General features: G+C 69.1%; 17 protein-coding genes and 1 pseudogene. 12 read left to right on the plus strand and 6 right to left on the minus strand.

From position 1 onward, the window contains the following. Window positions 1-219 precede the first annotated feature (219 nt). The 4 genes from K9U41_RS10335 to K9U41_RS10350 all read left to right on the plus strand — a co-directional run bounded on the left by K9U41_RS10335 (window position 220) and on the right by K9U41_RS10350 (window position 3,046). Window positions 220-741, plus strand: a complete 522-nt coding sequence (locus K9U41_RS10335; RefSeq protein ID WP_282640758.1) for a hypothetical protein — start codon at window positions 220-222, stop codon at window positions 739-741. Continuing rightward, a complete protein-coding gene (locus K9U41_RS10340; protein WP_282640759.1) occupies window positions 738-1,448 on the plus strand; it encodes a ribonuclease T2 in 711 nt (236 codons plus the stop codon). Before K9U41_RS10335 ends, K9U41_RS10340 begins: the two co-directional genes overlap by 4 nt. Window positions 1,449-1,470: 22 nt before the next feature. Further along, window positions 1,471-2,331, plus strand: coding sequence for a 23S rRNA (adenine(2030)-N(6))-methyltransferase RlmJ (locus K9U41_RS10345; protein WP_282640760.1), 861 nt, complete (start codon window positions 1,471-1,473; stop codon window positions 2,329-2,331). Window positions 2,332-2,446: 115 nt separating this feature from the next. Next, window positions 2,447-3,046 carry a glutathione S-transferase N-terminal domain-containing protein gene (locus K9U41_RS10350; protein ID WP_282640761.1) on the plus strand — a complete coding sequence of 200 codons (600 nt, stop codon included), beginning with the start codon at window positions 2,447-2,449 and terminating at the stop codon, window positions 3,044-3,046. A gap of 54 nt (window positions 3,047-3,100) precedes the next feature. Here K9U41_RS10350 and K9U41_RS10355 read toward each other — a convergent pair whose 3' ends face one another. Together K9U41_RS10355 and K9U41_RS10360 are read right to left on the minus strand one after the other, a co-directional pair. Continuing rightward, a complete protein-coding gene (locus K9U41_RS10355) occupies window positions 3,101-3,490 on the minus strand; it encodes a DUF1236 domain-containing protein (protein WP_282640762.1) in 390 nt (129 codons plus the stop codon). Between the two features lie 175 nt (window positions 3,491-3,665). Then, window positions 3,666-5,102 (minus strand): aspartate aminotransferase family protein, encoded by a 1,437-nt coding sequence (locus K9U41_RS10360; RefSeq protein ID WP_282640763.1) that lies wholly within the window; start codon window positions 5,100-5,102, stop codon window positions 3,666-3,668. A 253-nt stretch (window positions 5,103-5,355) separates the two neighbouring features. Between K9U41_RS10360 and tmpT the strand changes: the two genes are divergently transcribed. Then, window positions 5,356-5,994 carry a thiopurine S-methyltransferase gene (gene tmpT, locus K9U41_RS10365; RefSeq protein WP_282640764.1) on the plus strand — a complete coding sequence of 213 codons (639 nt, stop codon included), beginning with the start codon at window positions 5,356-5,358 and terminating at the stop codon, window positions 5,992-5,994. A 496-nt stretch (window positions 5,995-6,490) separates the two neighbouring features. Here tmpT and K9U41_RS10370 read toward each other — a convergent pair whose 3' ends face one another. Next, entirely contained in the window at window positions 6,491-7,972 is a 1,482-nt protein-coding gene (locus tag K9U41_RS10370) for an aldehyde dehydrogenase (protein ID WP_282640765.1), read from the minus strand. Between the two features lie 143 nt (window positions 7,973-8,115). Between K9U41_RS10370 and K9U41_RS10375 the strand changes: the two genes are divergently transcribed. Continuing rightward, window positions 8,116-8,379, plus strand: coding sequence for a type II toxin-antitoxin system ParD family antitoxin (locus tag K9U41_RS10375; protein WP_282640766.1), 264 nt, complete (start codon window positions 8,116-8,118; stop codon window positions 8,377-8,379). After that, window positions 8,376-8,672: a type II toxin-antitoxin system RelE/ParE family toxin gene (locus tag K9U41_RS10380; RefSeq protein ID WP_282640767.1), complete on the plus strand. Its 297-nt coding sequence runs from the start codon at window positions 8,376-8,378 to the stop codon at window positions 8,670-8,672. The genes K9U41_RS10375 and K9U41_RS10380 overlap by 4 nt, the downstream gene beginning before the upstream one ends. Before the next feature lie 17 nt (window positions 8,673-8,689). Here the strand turns inward: K9U41_RS10380 and yacG are convergent, their stop codons facing one another. Together yacG and K9U41_RS10390 are read right to left on the minus strand one after the other, a co-directional pair. Beyond that, on the minus strand, window positions 8,690-8,920 hold the full coding sequence (yacG, locus tag K9U41_RS10385; RefSeq protein ID WP_282640774.1) for a DNA gyrase inhibitor YacG: 231 nt from the start codon (window positions 8,918-8,920) through the stop codon (window positions 8,690-8,692). Window positions 8,921-9,162: 242 nt separating this feature from the next. Further along, window positions 9,163-9,783, minus strand: a complete 621-nt coding sequence (locus K9U41_RS10390; protein ID WP_282640768.1) for a Maf-like protein — start codon at window positions 9,781-9,783, stop codon at window positions 9,163-9,165. Between the two features lie 203 nt (window positions 9,784-9,986). Here K9U41_RS10390 and K9U41_RS10395 point away from each other — a divergent pair, with 203 nt between their 5' ends. Further along, on the plus strand, window positions 9,987-11,351 hold the full coding sequence (locus K9U41_RS10395) for a (Fe-S)-binding protein (protein ID WP_282640769.1): 1,365 nt from the start codon (window positions 9,987-9,989) through the stop codon (window positions 11,349-11,351). On the opposite strand, the gene K9U41_RS10400 is transcribed toward K9U41_RS10395, so the two are convergent. Then, window positions 11,337-12,269 (minus strand): LysR family transcriptional regulator, encoded by a 933-nt coding sequence (locus tag K9U41_RS10400; RefSeq protein WP_282640770.1) that lies wholly within the window; start codon window positions 12,267-12,269, stop codon window positions 11,337-11,339. The genes K9U41_RS10395 and K9U41_RS10400 overlap by 15 nt on opposite strands. Before the next feature lie 158 nt (window positions 12,270-12,427). Between K9U41_RS10400 and K9U41_RS10405 the strand changes: the two genes are divergently transcribed. The 4 genes and pseudogenes from K9U41_RS10405 to K9U41_RS10420 all read left to right on the plus strand — a co-directional run. Continuing rightward, a complete protein-coding gene (locus K9U41_RS10405) occupies window positions 12,428-13,609 on the plus strand; it encodes an MFS transporter (protein WP_282640771.1) in 1,182 nt (393 codons plus the stop codon). Window positions 13,610-13,623: 14 nt separating this feature from the next. Then, entirely contained in the window at window positions 13,624-14,454 is an 831-nt protein-coding gene (locus tag K9U41_RS10410) for an aldo/keto reductase (RefSeq protein ID WP_282640772.1), read from the plus strand. 183 nt (window positions 14,455-14,637) lie between these two features. Beyond that, entirely contained in the window at window positions 14,638-15,453 is an 816-nt protein-coding gene (locus K9U41_RS10415) for a WYL domain-containing protein (RefSeq protein ID WP_282640773.1), read from the plus strand. A gap of 89 nt (window positions 15,454-15,542) precedes the next feature. After that, window positions 15,543-15,726: pseudogene (locus K9U41_RS10420) on the plus strand (helix-hairpin-helix domain-containing protein); the annotation flags it as partial.

Here is a 15,726-nt window from a genome sequence, read left to right on the forward strand (position 1 = left end):
GAGCGCGATCCGGACAAATTGAACCCATTTGCCCGGTGAATCGCCCTCAAAATTCAAGAATGAGCATGCCGCACCATTCCGGCGGGAGCACGACATGTGCCCTGCGTTCATTTTCTCGCAAGGTGTTGCCGCCGTGTCCTTGACCGGGCGAAAACGCCGCCGCATCGTCCCCCGTCAAGTTCGCCCGACACGGGCGGGGAGCCTGAAGTGGAGAGGACCATGGTTTATCGGGCGCGGAGCGCAGCGGCGAAGGCGAAGCGCGCGATCTCCCTCGCGGCGGCATCTGGCGTGGCGAAGGCTGCGGCAGCCGTGGCAGGGCTTGCGCTCCTGACCATGGGCGGCGCCTCCGGCGCCGGTGCGGCGAGTCTCCTGGAAAAGAATTTCTGGCTTTCCGGCCCCAATTATTCCGGTGTCGTGCCCGCCTGCGAGGACCAGCAGGCCCTCGACCTCATCGCCAGCCGATTCGCCGAGACCGAGCGCATGTACTGGGCCTCCGCCCTCACCATCACCGGCTTCGAGAGGGTGCGCGAGATCGCGTTCCGCCCGTGGGGACCGGAATACCAGCCGCGCCGCTTCTGCAAGGGCACCGTATTCACCAACGACGCCCGCAAGCACGCCATCTATTATTCCATCATCGAGGACGGCGGCTTCATCGGCGCCAGCTGGGGCGTGGACTGGTGCGTGGTCGGCCTCGACCGCAGCTATGCCTATGCGCCGTCCTGCAAGATGGCGGGTCCGTGAGGCGGACCCTCGCCGCCCTCGCGCGTGTCGCCAGCGGTCTTGTCGCCACCGGCCTCGTCGCTGGCCTGTTCGTGGCTGCGCTCGTCGCGGGCGCGGTGGTGCCGGCGGCGGCGCAGGGGCATGAGCCCGGCCGATTCGATTTCTACGTGCTGTCCCTGTCCTGGTCCCCCACCTATTGCGAGGACAAGGGCCAGAAGGCGGACAACGAGCCCCAGTGCAGCCGCACCCGCCCCTATGCCTTCGTGGTGCACGGCCTGTGGCCGCAATATGAGCGCGGCTTTCCGCAGAACTGCCAGCGCCCCGCCCCCTACGTACCCAACCCGCTGGTGAATTCCATGCTGGACGTGATGCCGAGCCGGGGGCTCGTCATCTATGAGTGGAAGAAGCACGGCACCTGTTCCGGCCTTCCTCCGCAGGCCTATTTCGACATCGTGCGCGCGGCGCGGGACAAGGTGGCCATCCCCGCCGAGTTCACCCGCCTCGACGACTACCGCATGGTCTCGCCCTCCGAGGTGGAGGGTGCCTTCCGCGCCGCCAATCCCGGCCTGTCGCCGGACATGTTCTCGGTGCAGTGCGACCGGCGGCGGCTGACCGAGGTGCGCATCTGCCTCAGCCAGGACCTCGCCTTCCGCACCTGCCCCGACGTGGACCGCCGCGCCTGCCGCCTGTCGCGCATGGTGATGCCGCCCGTGCGCGGCGGCCGATGAGGCGGGACAGGCCGATAAACCCATGAACTACCGCCATTCGTTCCACGCGGGGAACCCCGCCGACGTGATGAAGCACGCCGCCCTGGCCCGCGTGCTCGCCTATCTCAACAAAAAGGAAAACGCCTACCGCGTGCTCGACACCCACGCGGGCGCGGGCCTCTACGACCTCGACGGCGCCAACGCCCAGCGCACGCTGGAGGCGGATGCCGGCATCGAGGCGGTGCTCGCCGCCGACCTCGCCGGCACCCTGCCGAAGCCCGCCGCAGCCTTGCTTGCGCCCTATCTCGATGCGGTGCGCGCCACCCGCGCCGGCGGCCGGCGGCTTTATCCCGGCTCCCCGGCGCTGGCGCTCGCCCTGTCGCGGCCGCAGGACCGCTTCCTGTTCTGCGAGTTGCACAAGGAAGAGCGGGCCAAGCTGGAAAAGCGCGTGGGCGAGGATCCGCGGGTGAAGATCCTGCCCCAGGACGGCTGGCAGGGCATCGCCGCCCATCTGCCGCCGCGCGAGCGGCGTGGGCTGGTGTTGGTGGATCCGCCGTTCGAGGAGCCGGGCGAGTTCCAGCGCCTGGTGACGGGACTTGAGGCCGCCACCCAGCGCTTCGCCACCGGCATCATCATGTTGTGGTATCCCATCAAGGATCTGAAGGCGGTGGATGCCTTCCGCCGTGACGTGGCCCGCCTCGGCCTGCCCAAGACGCTGCGGGTGGAGCTGGATTTCGCCACCGTCCGCAGCCTCGATGTCCTGTCGGGCTCCGGGCTCATCATCGTCAATCCGCCGTTCACGCTGGCCGACGAGATGCGCACGATCCTGAACGCCCTCGCCCCGCTGCTGGCCCGCGACGGACAAGGCCGCGCCCGCGTTTCCTGGCTCACGCCGGGCGGGTGAAGCGCCCACCAGGCAACCCATTCATGCCGCTGATGGGGCGCCTGCGCGTTTTGACTTCCGGCGGAGCGGACCGCGCGCTATCTGGTGGGTCCCTCCTCGGCACCGGACCCATCCCATGCTGCTGCGTTTCTCCCCCACCTCGCCGTTCGTGCGCAAGGTGCGCGTCGCCGCCGCACTCCTCGGCCAGACCCTTGAGATCGAGCCCGCCGACACGCTGGACCCGAACGATACCCTGCGCCGGCAGAACCCGCTCGGCAAGGTGCCTGCGCTGCTCGCCGACGATGGCCAGGTGCTGTTCGATTCCTCGGTGATCCTCGCCTATCTCGACATGCTCGCCGGGGGCGGCCGCATCCTGCCGTCGGACCCCAAGGCGCGCATCGCCGCCCTGCGCCGGGAAGCGCTGGCGGACGGCATGATGGATGCCGGCATCCTGCTGCTGTACGAGGCCCGCTTCCGGCCGGTGGAGAAGCACGAGGCCAAGTGGCTGGAGCATCAGGAGGGCAAGCGGACCCGTGCCCTCGACGCCTTCGAGGCCGATGCCGCCCCCTTCGACGGCACCATCACCGTGGGCGACATCGCGCTCGCCTGCGCGCTCGGCTGGTTCGATTTCCGCTTCGAGGGCAAGTGGCGGGCGGATCGTCCCGGGCTGGTCGCCTGGTACGAGGCCTTCGCCGCCGCCTGCCCCGGCTTCGCGGACTCCAGGCCGGTGGCGTGAGGTCGTTCACGCCATCGTGCCCCGGAGATACCGGGGCATGATGCGCTTCATGGGTCACTCCACGATGTAGACCACCCTGCGGGTGCGCGGATCCACGATCACCCGGCGTTCGTTGACCACGGAATACTGATACTCGTTGTGGCTGGGGATTTCGTAGAGCACCACGTTGGGCGGCAGCGGCTCGCCCACCACCACCTCGCGCTCCAGGCGCACCGAGGAGCGGCGCTCCTTCATCACATAGGTGCGCACCTCCTGGGGCGGCTCGGCGGCCGCGCCCACGGTGGCGCCGACCGCGCCGCCCACCACCGCGCCCACGGGTCCACCCACCACGGCGCCGACAGCCGCACCGCCGATCGCACCCGTGGCCGTGGACGCCTGTGCGAAGGCGGCGGTGGGGGCGAGAAGGCCGAGCATGATCGATCCGATGATAATCTTGTTGCGCATGTTACCTCTCCTGCTGCGTTCTGGTCGCACCAGGAACAGGACTCCGCGCACTTTCGTTCCAAACCCGTTGGATTTTAACCGCGAATGGTAATTCCATGACCCTGCGGTGGCGGACGAACAACCTTATCTTTGTCGCGCCCGCCGCCGCACAATCCTCACATGACCTTGAGTTATGTCAGGCCAAAGCTTGGATAGGGCGCGCCGGAACCCGCGGAACCGGAACCATCATCCCGCGCTTGTGCAGCTCGGCATAGGTGAGGTCCAGCACCCGCCAGACGATGGCGACCAGTTCGTCCGCTTCCTCATGGGACAAGGTGAAGGGCGGGGCGAGGATCATGCCGTCGCGCACCGCACGCATCACCAGCCCCTCGCGGAACGAGAAATCGCGACAGATGAGGCCCACCGTGCCCTCTTCCGCCGCGAACGCGGCGCGTGTGGCCTTTTCCGGCGTCAGCTCCAGCGCGCCGATGAGGCCCACCATGCGCGCCTCGCCCACCAGCGGATGCTCGGCCAGCTTCAGCCAGCGCTCCTGCAAATACGGCCCGATATCGGTACGCACCCGCTCCACCAGCTTTTCCTCGTGCATGATCTTCAGGTTGGCGAGGGCCGCCGCGCAGCCGCCGGGATGGCCCGAATAGGTGAAGCCGTGGTTGAAGTCGCCACCATGCTCGATGAAGCCTTCCGCCACCTTGTCGCCGACGATGACGCCGCCGAGGGGAAAATAGCCGGAGGTAATGCCCTTGGCGAAGGTCATGAGGTCCGGCTTTACCCCCATATAATCGGAGCCGAACCATCGGCCGGTGCGTCCGAAGCCGCAGATGACCTCGTCGCACACCAGAAGAACATCGCGCTCGCGGCAGATCTTCTCCACTTCCGGCCAGTAATTGGCCGGCGGGATCACCACGCCGCCCGCCCCCTGGATCGGCTCGCCGATGAAGGCGGCCACATTCTGCGGCCCCGCCTCGTCGATGGCGCGGGCCACCTCGCGGGCGGCGAACAGGCCGAACTCCTCGCGCCCCATCTCCCCGCCCTCGGCCCACCAATAGGGCTGCGCCACGTGGATGATGCCGGGAATGGGCAGGCCGCCCTGGGCATGCATGGGCTTCATGCCGCCCAGCGAGGCCCCGCCCAGGGTGGAGCCGTGATAGCCGTTGCGGCGGGAGATGAAGATGGACTTTTCCGGCTTGCCCATCGCCGCCCAGTAATGGCGCACCATGCGCAGCACCGTATCCACCGCCTCCGACCCGCCGGAGGTGAAGAACACGTGGTTCATGTGCGCCGGCGCCACCTCCGAGATGGCGGCCGCCAGCTCGGCGGCCCCGGGATGGGTGGTCTTGAAGAAGGTGTTGTAATAATCGAGCTGGTGAAGCTGGCTGGCGATGGCATCCACGATGGATTTGCGCCCGTGCCCCACCTGCGAGCACCACAGGCCCGACATGCCGTCGAGGATCCTGTTGCCATCGCTGTCATACACATAGACCCCCTCGGCCCGCGTGATGACCCGCACCCCCTCGGCGTTCAGCGCCTTGGTATCGGAGAAGGGGTGGAGGTGGTGCGCCGCATCCAGCGCGCGCCAGTGGGCCGTCGAGTTCGAGAGGGGGGCGGATGTCACGATGGGCTGCTCCGGTGAGGACCACGAAACGCCGAGCCGGATCCGATCAGAGTGATTCAATCTGATCGGTGAGTCCGTCTCGCTACTCGAAAAGAGAACGCGTTATCCGATTGGCTTGCAGTTCAGGCTAATCGGCGCGTGCTCTCTGTGGAAAGTCATATCGCGAAAGCGGGACCGCGCCCATATGTCCCGCACGCTTGCGCAGGCGGCCGGCATGGGCGATCTGGCAGGATGAAGGCAAGGGGAGCCGCGGATGGAACCGGATTTCTGGCACGCGAGGTGGCAAGACAAGCAGATCGGCTTCCATGAGGGCAAGGCCAACGCCTTCCTGGTGAAGCATTTTTCCCGCCTGCCCGTGGCGCCGGGGTCCCGCGTGTTCGTGCCCTTGTGCGGCAAGACGCGGGACATCGCCTGGCTGCTCGGGCAGGGCCTGCGGGTGGCCGGCGCGGAGCTGAGCCGCATCGCGGTGGAAGAGCTGTTCGCCGAGCTGGGCGTCGCGCCGCAGGTGAGCGCGGAGGGCGCGCTGACGCGTTTCAGCGCCCCCGGCCTCGACATCCTGCAGGGCGACATCTTCGCGCTCACCCGCGACGCCCTCGGCCCGGTGGATGCGGTGTGGGACCGCGCCGCCCTCGTCGCCCTGCCGAAAGACATGCGCGCCCGCTACGCCCCGCATCTGGTGGCGCTGACGGAGGCCGCCCCGCAGCTCCTCGTCTGCTTCGAATACGACCAGTCGCTGGTGGCAGGCCCGCCCTTTTCCGTGCCGCCGGAGGAGACCCGCGCGCTCTATGGCGACCACTATATCGTCGCGGAGATCGACACGGCGCCGGTGCCCGGCGGCCTCAAGGGCCAATACGATGCCATCGAGCACGTCTGGCTGCTGGAGCGAGCCTGAGGGGGCGGGGCCACAACCGGCGGGAGGCATGCGCCGCATCCTCGCGCCCCGACCGACTGAAACGTAGCGCAGCGCAGTGGAAGGAGAGCCGGGGCCCAGCGCAAAATTGCGCCGAAGGCGGCTCTTTCCCGCAGCATCCTTGAGTTTGCCTGCTGCGCAGGAGTCTTGCGCTGGGCCCCGGATCGGCGCTCCACCTGCGGTGTCGCTTGTCCGGGGAACGGTGGGCGCGGGTGCAGCCCCTGAAGCCGCCTCCACACCCTGGAGCCAACTCGCGACAAACGCCGCATCCTCGCGCCCCGGCCGACTGAAACGTAGCGCAGCGCAGTGGAAGGAGAGCCGGGGCCCAGCGCAAAAATGCGCCGAAGGCGGCTCTTTCCCGCAGCATCCTTGAGATTAGCCTGCTGCGCAGGACTATTGCGCTGGGTCCCGGATCGGCGCTCCACCTGCGGTGTCGCTGGTCCGGGGAACGGTGGGCGTAAGGACGAGAGACTGGCCCCTAAAGCCGCGTCCACACCGTCTTCAGGTCACAATATTTGTCCAGCGCGTGCAGGGACTTGTCGCGCCCGAAGCCGGATTGCTTCACGCCGCCGAACGGGGTGGTGATGTCGTCGGCGTCGAAACAGTTCACATAGACGATGCCGGCCTTGAAGCGCCGCGCCACCTGGTGGGCGGCGGCCAGGTCGCCGCTCCACACCGCCGCGCCGAGGCCGTAGACGGTGCCGTTGGCGATGGAAACCGCCTCCTCCAGCCCGTCGAAGCCGATCACCGAGAGCACCGGGCCGAAGATCTCCTTCTGCGCCAGCGCGGATGCGGGCGAAACGCCATCGAACACGGTGGGCGCCACGAAGGCGCCGCCGCTCTCCTGCCGCACCGCCGTGCCGCCGGTAACCAGCCGCGCGCCGGAGGCCACGCCCTCCGCGATGGCGGCAAGGATGCGGCCCTGATGCTCGAAGCTCACCACCGCGCCGGCGCGGGCCGCGGGGTCCTGGGGATCGCCCGGCATCCAGCGCGGGGCCAGCGCCGCCACACGGTCGACGAGGGCGTCGCGAATGCGGTTGTCCACCAGCAGCCGGGAGGCCGCCGTGCACATCTCACCCTGGTTGAAGAAGATGCCGGCGGCCACCGCCTGCGCCACCTCGTCGAGGTCGGCCACGTCATGGGCCACCACGAAGGCGGTCTTGCCGCCCAGCTCGAGGAACACGCGCTTCAGATTGCTGTCGGAGGAATAGCGCAGGAAATAGCGTCCCACCTCGGTGGAGCCGGTGAAGGCGATGGCGTCCACGTCCATGTGCAGGCCCAGCGCCTTGCCGGCCTCCACGCCGAGGCCCGGCACCACGTTGAACACCCCCGCCGGCACCCCCGCTTCCAGCGCCAGCTCGCCGAGGTGCAGCGCCGTGAGGGGGCTTTCCTCCGCCGGCTTCAGCACCACGGAATTTCCCATGGCCAGCGCCGGGGCCACCTTCCAGGCGGCCATGATCATGGGGAAGTTCCACGGCGTCACGCAGCCCACCACGCCCAGCGGCTCGCGCAGCACGAGGGCGAGGGTGTCGGCGGTGGTGGGCGCCACCTCGCCATAGACCTTGTCGCAGCACTCCCCGTAATAGGCGAAGCAGTCCGCCGCCGCGCGCACGTCGATGGAGCGCGCGTCGGCGATGGGCTTGCCCATGTTCAGGGTTTCGGTGAGCGCCAGCTCGTCGCGATGGGCGCGGATCAGCTCGGCGAAGCGCTGGAGGATGCGCTTCCTCTCCACCGGCCGCAGCCCGGCCCAGCGGCGATCCTCGAAGGCGGCGCGGGCGGCCTTCACCGCGCGATCCACATCAGCGCTGTCGCACGCCGCCACCTGGGCGAGGACCTTGCCGGTGGCCGGGTTGACGGCATCGAAGGTGCGCCCGCTGGCGGCCGGCGCGAAGGCGCCGTCGATGAGGGCCTGCGTCCGGAAGGAAGGGTAATGGTCCGCCGTCCGTTCCGCCGCCGCCATGTTGCGCTCCTCACCGTCTTGGGCGAGCAACCTCGCGCGGCGCTCGGGGGGCCGTCAAGATGGGGCAAGGGGGAGGCGCCGCCCGCTCCATTCTTGATAATAGTTATTGGCGCACCTAATCTTCCCGGCGAAAGGAGCCTGCCATGCCCATCAGCGCCGATCTCGGCAAGCAGCTCGAAGCCTATGTGGCGAAGCTCGTGGCCACCGGCCGCTACCATTCCAAGAGCGAAGTCCTGCGCGAGGGCGTCCGCCTCATCCAGGAGCGCGAGACCCGGCTCGAAACCCTCGACGCCGCCCTCGCCAGGGGCCTCGCCGATGCCGATGCGGGCCGCACCCGGCCGGCGGAGGATGTGTTCCGGCGCCTTGAAGGCAAGTATCGCCGTCCCGCGCCCGGCGAGGGCGAATGAGGCTCGTTTTCACCGCGGCCGCCGAGGACGACCTTGAGGGGATCGGCGACCACATCGCCGTGGACAGCCCGGAGCGGGCGCTGTCGTTCGTTCAGGAGATTGCGGCCCACGCCGCGCGCCTCCTGAACATGCCGAAGGCGCACCCGCTGATCCCGCGATACGCGGCCGCCGGGATCCGGCGCTGCGTCCACGGGCGCTATCTCATCTTCTACCGGGTGGACGCGGAGGCCGTCGTGATCCTGCGCGTCCTGCATGGGGCCATGGACTACGAGCCGCTGCTGTTTCCGGAGTAAGCCCTCTCCCCTCGTCCTCACCCCTCGTCCTGGGCCTCGCCGTCCTCTTCCTCTTCCGGGCGGCCGGGGATGGCGTAGGAGCCGGAGAGCCAGCGGTGGAGGTCCACGTCGGCGCAGCGCTTGGAGCAGAAGGGGTGGAAGCGCTCCGCCGACGGCTTGGAGCAGATCGGGCACGGCTTGGACGAATAGGTGGAGGCGGACGGCGCGCTGGCGGCCGCGTCGGGTGCGCGTGTGTCCGGGGCGACCACGTCGGCGGTTGCGGCCTTGGGCGGGGCGGCCTTGGGGGCGCTCGCCTTGGCTGCGGTCTTTTGGGCCGGGGTCTTTTGGGCCGGGGCCTTTGGGGCAGGAGTCTTTGAGACGGGGGTCTTTTGAGAGGTGGCCTTTTTGGGCGCGGCGGTTTTGGCCGGCCCGCTCTTGGCCGGCCCGCTTTTGGCCTCACCGCTTTTGGCCTTCCCGGCCTTGGGCTTGTCCGCGCTCGGCTTGTCCGCGCTCATGCGGCGCGCTCCACCCAGCCGGCACGCACGTCGTAGCCCTGGCCCGACAACAGGCCGATGGTTTCCGAGAGGGGCAGGCCCACCACATTGCTGTAGGAGCCCACCAGCTTCACCACGAATGAGCCGGCGATGCCCTGGATGGCGTAGCCGCCGGCCTTGCCCCGCCATTCGCCGCAGGCGAGGTAATCGGCGATCTCCTCCCGCGACAGGCGCTTGAAGCGCACCCGGCTTTCCACCAGCCGGGTGTGGGCGCGGCCCTTCGCGTCCACCAGGCACACGCCGGTATAGACCCGGTGGGTGCGCCCCGAGAGCAGCCGCAGGCAGGCGTCCGCCTCATCCTCCAGGTCGGGCTTGGGCAGGATGCGCCGGCCCACCGCCACCACCGTGTCGGCGGACAGCACCAGCGCGTTCATCTCGGCGTCCTTCGCGCGCTGGGCCACCAGCTTGCCCTTGGCCTCCGACAGGCGCTGGGCGAGGCGGCGCGGCAGCTCGCCGCGCTCGGGGGTCTCGTCCACGTCGGCGGGCATGAGCAGGTCCGGCTCGATGCCCGCCTGATTGAGCAGCGCCAGCCGGCGGGGCGAGCCTGAAGCAAGCACGAGCTTCACCTGATCGGTCACGGAACACACCTTTCGAGCCAGCCAGAGCCGGATCCGCCGGGGCTTCATCAGCCCAGGCGGCATATCCGCCTCGAAACGCAAAGAGGAAGCGCGGGCGGCGCCTCACGCTCATCTACCGGAAAGGCGCTGCCGTGTGAACGGGGACCGGCCGCCGTACCCAAGGTACGCATCTTGCTTCGCCGGGCGCGAACGGGGCGTGCGGCATGAAAACCTTCCTCGACTGGTCGGCTTACGACACATACGGCATCGGCGACGCCTATTCCGGCATTCCCGCCACCGGCGGGAATTACGCGAAGGCGGTGGCCGTGTGCATGCACAGCCGCGATTGTCGCAATACCGGCAAGGGCGTCATGTGCCCGAGCTACCGCATCACCGGCGACAAGGACCATTCCACCGAAGCCCGCGTCGCCGCCTTCAAGGCCGCGCTGAACGACGGCACCGACGCCAACGCCTTCGCCGATCCGAGGCTCGACGCGGCCATGGACCTGTGCGTGTCCTGCAAGGCCTGCAAGAAGGAATGCCCCAGCGCCGTGGACATGACGCTGATCAAGACCGAATACCTCGCCCAGCGCCATGAGATCAAAGGCGTGCCCCGGCGCACCCGGCTGTTCGGCGGGGTGCCGGAATGGACCGGCCGCCACCGCCGCCTGCTGCGCCTCGCCATCATGCTGCGCAACCGCTCGCGGCTTCTGACCAAGGCGGCCGAGCGGCTGCTGGGCATCAGCGCCCGCCGCGCCATCCCCGAGCCGGCGCCACGCCCCTATGCGCCGCCGGCCGCCGCGCCCACGCAGGCAGCGGCCCCGCGCGGCGAGGTGATCCTGTTCGTGGACACCTTCTGCCACCATTTCGAGCCGGAGGTGGCGGAAGCCGCCCATGCGGTGCTGACCCACGCCGGCTATAGCGTTCGCATCGCGCGGCCCGATCCCGCCGACGCCGAGCCCGACCGGCCCCTGTGCTGCGGCCGCACGTACCTGACCACCGGCATGGTGGAGAAGGCTCGCGGCGAGGGCCTGCGCGTGCTCGCGGCCTTCCGCGGCGAGATCGCGGCGCAGACCCCCATCATCGGGCTGGAGCCCTCGTGCCTGCTGTCCCTGCGCGATGAACTCTACAGCCTCGGCCTCGGTCCGGAGGTGGGGGCGCTGGGCAAGCAATTGTTCCTGCTGGAGGAGTTCCTCGCCCGCGAGCACCAGAACAAGGGCCTGCGCATGCGGCTGAAGCCCCTGCCCGGCCCGAAGGCGGTGCTGCACGGCCACTGCCACCAGAAGGCGTTCGGGGTGATGAAGGCGACGCGCAAGGTGCTCGGCTTCATCCCCGGCTTCTCCTACGACGTGGTGGAGACCAGCTGCTGCGGCATGGCCGGCAGCTTCGGGCTGGAGGCGGAGCATTACGACGCCTCCATGCAGATGGCGGAACTCGCCCTTTTGCCCGCCATGCGCGCGGCGCCGGAGGACGCTCCGCTCATCGCCAACGGCTTTTCCTGCCGCCACCAGATCGAGCACGGCTCCGGCCGCAAGGCCCGCCACATCGCCCTGCTGCTGCGGGATGCGCTGGATTTATCGCCCGCCTGAGCCTTCCGTCGTTTCCGTCTCCTGCCGGATGGCGTCGGCGAGGAAGTCCACGAAGGCGCGGATGCGGGCGGCAAGGTGGGCGTGGCCCACATAGACCGCGTGGATGGGCTCGATGTCGCCGGCGTTGAACTCCTCCAGCACGCTCACCAGCGTTCCGGCCGCCATGTCGCCCCGCACGTGATAGCGGCCGAGGCGCGCCAGCCCGGCCCCATCAAGGGCGAGCCGGCGCAGCACCACGCCGCTGTTGCCCAGCGCGCTGCCCGAGACCGCCTGGGTGAAGGCCTTTCCGCTCTGCGGATCACGGAACGGCCAGTCCTCCGGCGAGCGGCGGAAGTTGAAGCACAGGCACAGGTGCCGGGCGAGGTCCTGCGGGTGCTGCGGCACCCCGTGGCGCTCCAGATAGGCGGGCGAGGCCACGATGACCCGGCCGATCTCGAACAGCTTCTTCGCCTTCAGGGTGGAATCGCGCAGCCGCCCGGTGCGGATGGCGATGTCGGTGCGCTCGTCCACCAGGTCGATGACGGCGTCGCTTAAGGAGATATCCAGCTCCACCTGCGGGTAGAGTTCCAGGAAGCGCGGCACGCGCGGCAGCACGCACATCTCCCCGAACGCCACGGACGCGCTGATGCGCAGCCGCCCGCGCGGCACAGTGCCGGCACCGGTGGCGATCAGGCGCTCGGTGTCGTCGATCTCGGCGAGGATGCGCCGCGCCCGCTCCAGATAGAGCGCGCCCTCGGCGGTGATCTGCAATTGCCGGGTGGAGCGCACGAACAGGGGCGTGCCCAGCCGGTCCTCCAGCCGCGTCACCAGCTTGCTCACGGCAGAAGGCGACAGGCCGAGCTTGCGGCCGGCGGCCGAGAAGCCCTGCGTCTCCGCCGCCGCCACGAACACCACCATCTCGCCCGCGCGATTGTCCAAGGGGCCCGCCTCGTCTCGACCTGTGAATGAAATTCAAAGCCGCTTTTACATAATAGGCGGTTCAGCAAAAGCGCAAGGGCGCTCATGTTGCAGTGCAAGCGGTGCCGGCTCCGGCGCCGGATTCCATGCAGCCGCCGCCGGCCCCGAAGGATGTCGCCATGCCCCTTGCGCTCTATGCCCTCACCATCGCCGCCTATGCCATCGGCACCACCGAATTCGTCATCGTCGGGCTTTTGCCCACGGTAGCCAACGATCTCGGCATCACCCTGCCCATCGCCGGGCTGATCGTCAGCGTCTATGCGCTGGGCGTCACCTTCGGCGCGCCGGTGCTCACGGCGCTCACCGGCGGCATGGCGCGCAAGCCCCTGCTGCTTTCCCTCATGGCCCTGTTCATCGCCGGCAATACCGCCGCCGCGCTGAGCCCCTCTTATGAATGGCTGCTGGTGGCGCGGGTGCTCTCCGCCTTCGCCCATGGGGTGTTCTTCTCGGTGGGCGCCACCATCGCCGCGGACCTGGTGCCGGAGAACCGGCGCGCCTCGGCCATCGCCCTCATGTTCATGGGACTGACGGTCGCCATCGTCACCGGCGTGCCCCTCGGCACCTTCATCGGCCAGAGCTTCGGCTGGCGCGCCACCTTCTGGGGCGTGGCACTGCTGGGCATCATCGCGTTTGCCGCCATCGCCCTGCTGCTGCCGGGCAACATCCGCAAGGCGCCCGCAGCCTCCCTGCTGGATCAGGTGCGGGTGCTGGGATCGGGCCGGCTGCTGCTGGTGTTCGGCATGACCGCGCTGGGCTATGGCGGCACCTTCGTGGCCTTCACCTATCTGGCCGCCATCCTTGAGACCGTCACCGGCTTTGCCGCCGGACAGGTGAGCCTCATCCTCATCCTCTACGGCCTTGCCATCGCCGTGGGGAACCTCTCCGGCGGGCGCATCGCCGACCGCGATCCGGTGAAGGCGCTGACCATCCTGTTCACGCTGCAGGCGCTGGTGCTGGTGGCCTTCTTCTTCACGGCGCCATCGCCGGTGCTGACGCTGGTGACGCTGGCCGCTCTCGGCTTCCTGTCGTTCGCCAACGTGCCGGGTTTGCAGATCTATGTGGTGGAGCTGGCGAAGCGCTATCGTCCGGGGGCGGTGGATACCGCGTCCGCCCTCAACATCGCCGCGTTCAACCTGGGCATCGCGCTCGGGGCCTGGATCGGCGGGCTGGTGGTGGCCTCGCCTCTCGGCCTCGGCGCCACGCCGGTGGTGGGCGCGCTCATGGTGGCCGGCGCGCTGGGACTGACGCTGTGGAGCGCCGCACTGGACAACCGCGCCCGCGCCGTCGCCTGCCCGGTCTGAACAAAGGAAATAACATGCATACCGTTACCGCCAATGGGGCGCAGATCCCCGCCCTCGGCTTCGGCACCTTCCGCGTCTCGGCGGCCGACACCCTGCGCATGGTGCCCGCCGCCCTGAAGCTCGGCTTCCGCCATATCGACACCGCGCAGATCTACGGCAACGAAGCCGAGGTGGGCGAAGGCATCGCCGCCTCCGGGGTCAAGCGGGGCGACATCTTCCTCACCACCAAGGTGTGGGTGACCAATTATGCCCACGACGCCTTCCTCGCCTCCGTGGACGAGAGCCTGACGAAGCTGAAGACCGATTATGTGGACCTGCTGCTGCTGCACTGGCCCAACCCGGCGGTGCCTCTGGCCGAGCAGATCGGCGCGCTCAATGCGGTGCGGGCCGCCGGCAAGGTGCGCCACATGGGCGTGTCCAATTTCAACACCGCGCTGATGGCGCAGGCGATCGCCCTGTCCGATGGGCCGCTCGTGACCAACCAGATCGAGCTGCACCCCTTCATCGACCAGTCGAAGGTCGTTGCGGCTGCCCGCGCCGCCGGGCTCTCCATCACCGCCTATTACGCCATGGCGGACGGCAAGGTGTTCGCCGAGCCGGTGCTCAAAGACATTGCCGCCGCCCACGACCGCACGGTGGCGCAGGTGGTGCTGCGCTGGGTGGTGCAGCAGGAGCAGGAGGGGTTCGTCGCCCTCTCCAAGACCGTGAGCGAGGCCCGCGCCGCCGAGAATGCCGCCATCTTCGACTTCGCGCTCACCGACGCCGAGATGGCCGCCATCTCCGCCCTCGCCCGCCCGGACGGGCGCATCGTCAGCCCCGAGGGTCTGGCGCCGGCGTGGGATTGAGCAGCGCATCAAGCCCGCGCGGCGCCTGAGCGAGGGGGCAAAGGCGGAGGCTTCGGCCTCCCCCTCCCCTACGCGGGTAGGTCCCACGCGCGGCGGGATGCGCAATGGCGCTTTATCGGCGCTCGTCTGCCGGCTATCAAGGGTATGGACACGGAACGTCCGGCCGGAATCCGCGAGCCGCCCATGAACGCCATCACCTCGCTCAAGTCCTTCCTCCTCGATCGCGTGGAGCTGCTGGGCGCGCCCTTCTACGCCCACGCGGACCGGCTCAGCGTGCCCCTCGACGACCCGCACGACCCGCTGGCCGCCGAGGCGCCGGAGGATCACGACCCGGCGGACGGGCAGGCCTTCGCCATCGATTATGTGGACCATGCGGGCAATGCCAGCCATCGCCGCATCTCGGTCTGGGCGGTGCAGCGCAATGTGGAGGGCGTGCCCATCCTCATCGCCAAGTGCCATGAGCGGCAGGCGGCGCGGTCGTTCCGGGTGGATCGCATCACCGCCGTCACCGACCTCGATGGGGCCAAGCGCGAGCCGCTGGTACGGTTCTTCTACGAGACCTTCGGTTTCCTCTGGCCCAGGGACGCCGTCCTGGTGCCGGCCGAGGAAGACGCCGACCTGCGCTGGGACCGCATCCGCGCCATCATCCGCAAGGCCGGGGTGACGCTGCTGGCAGCGCTGGCCCGCGCCGACCGGGACGTGGGCGCCGCCGAGGTGGAGGAGATCGTGTTCTTCTGCGAGCGCGCCTGCGCGGCGGAAGACCTCGACCTCACCGGCGCCGAGCGCGAGCGGCTGGCCGCCTATGTGGCCCGCCTGCGCCCCACGGCGGAAGCGGTGGATTTCGCCCTCGACACGCTGTTCGAGAGCGGCACCGAGGCCATCGCCACCCTGCTGCGCGCGGGCATGCGCGTCATCAGTGCCGACGGGGTGCTGAAGGAGCAGGAAGCCGACCTGCTGGACGCCTTCTGCTTCGCCCTCACCGGCCGCCACGTGCGCTGAGGGCTGAAGCCAGAGAAGCTGAAGCTTTATCGTGGCACCAAACCGCCGCGCCAGCGTTGTCTCCCCAAGACGTGTTCCGGAGACAACAGATGCGAAGCGGATCGAGCGCCCTTGTTTTCCTCACGGCCGTGCTGGCGCTTGCGCTCGGCACAGCCTTCGCCATCGACCTTGCCCTGACCACCCCCGCCGCCGCGCAGCAGGCGGCTGACCCGGTGCCGCCCAGACCGGCAGGGCCGGGCCAGGCGGTGCCCCTTCCCGCGCCCGTCCCTGTTC

Source organism: Xanthobacter autotrophicus (assembly GCF_029991245.1).
Taxonomy (GTDB): Bacteria; Pseudomonadota; Alphaproteobacteria; order Rhizobiales; family Xanthobacteraceae; genus Xanthobacter; species Xanthobacter autotrophicus_C.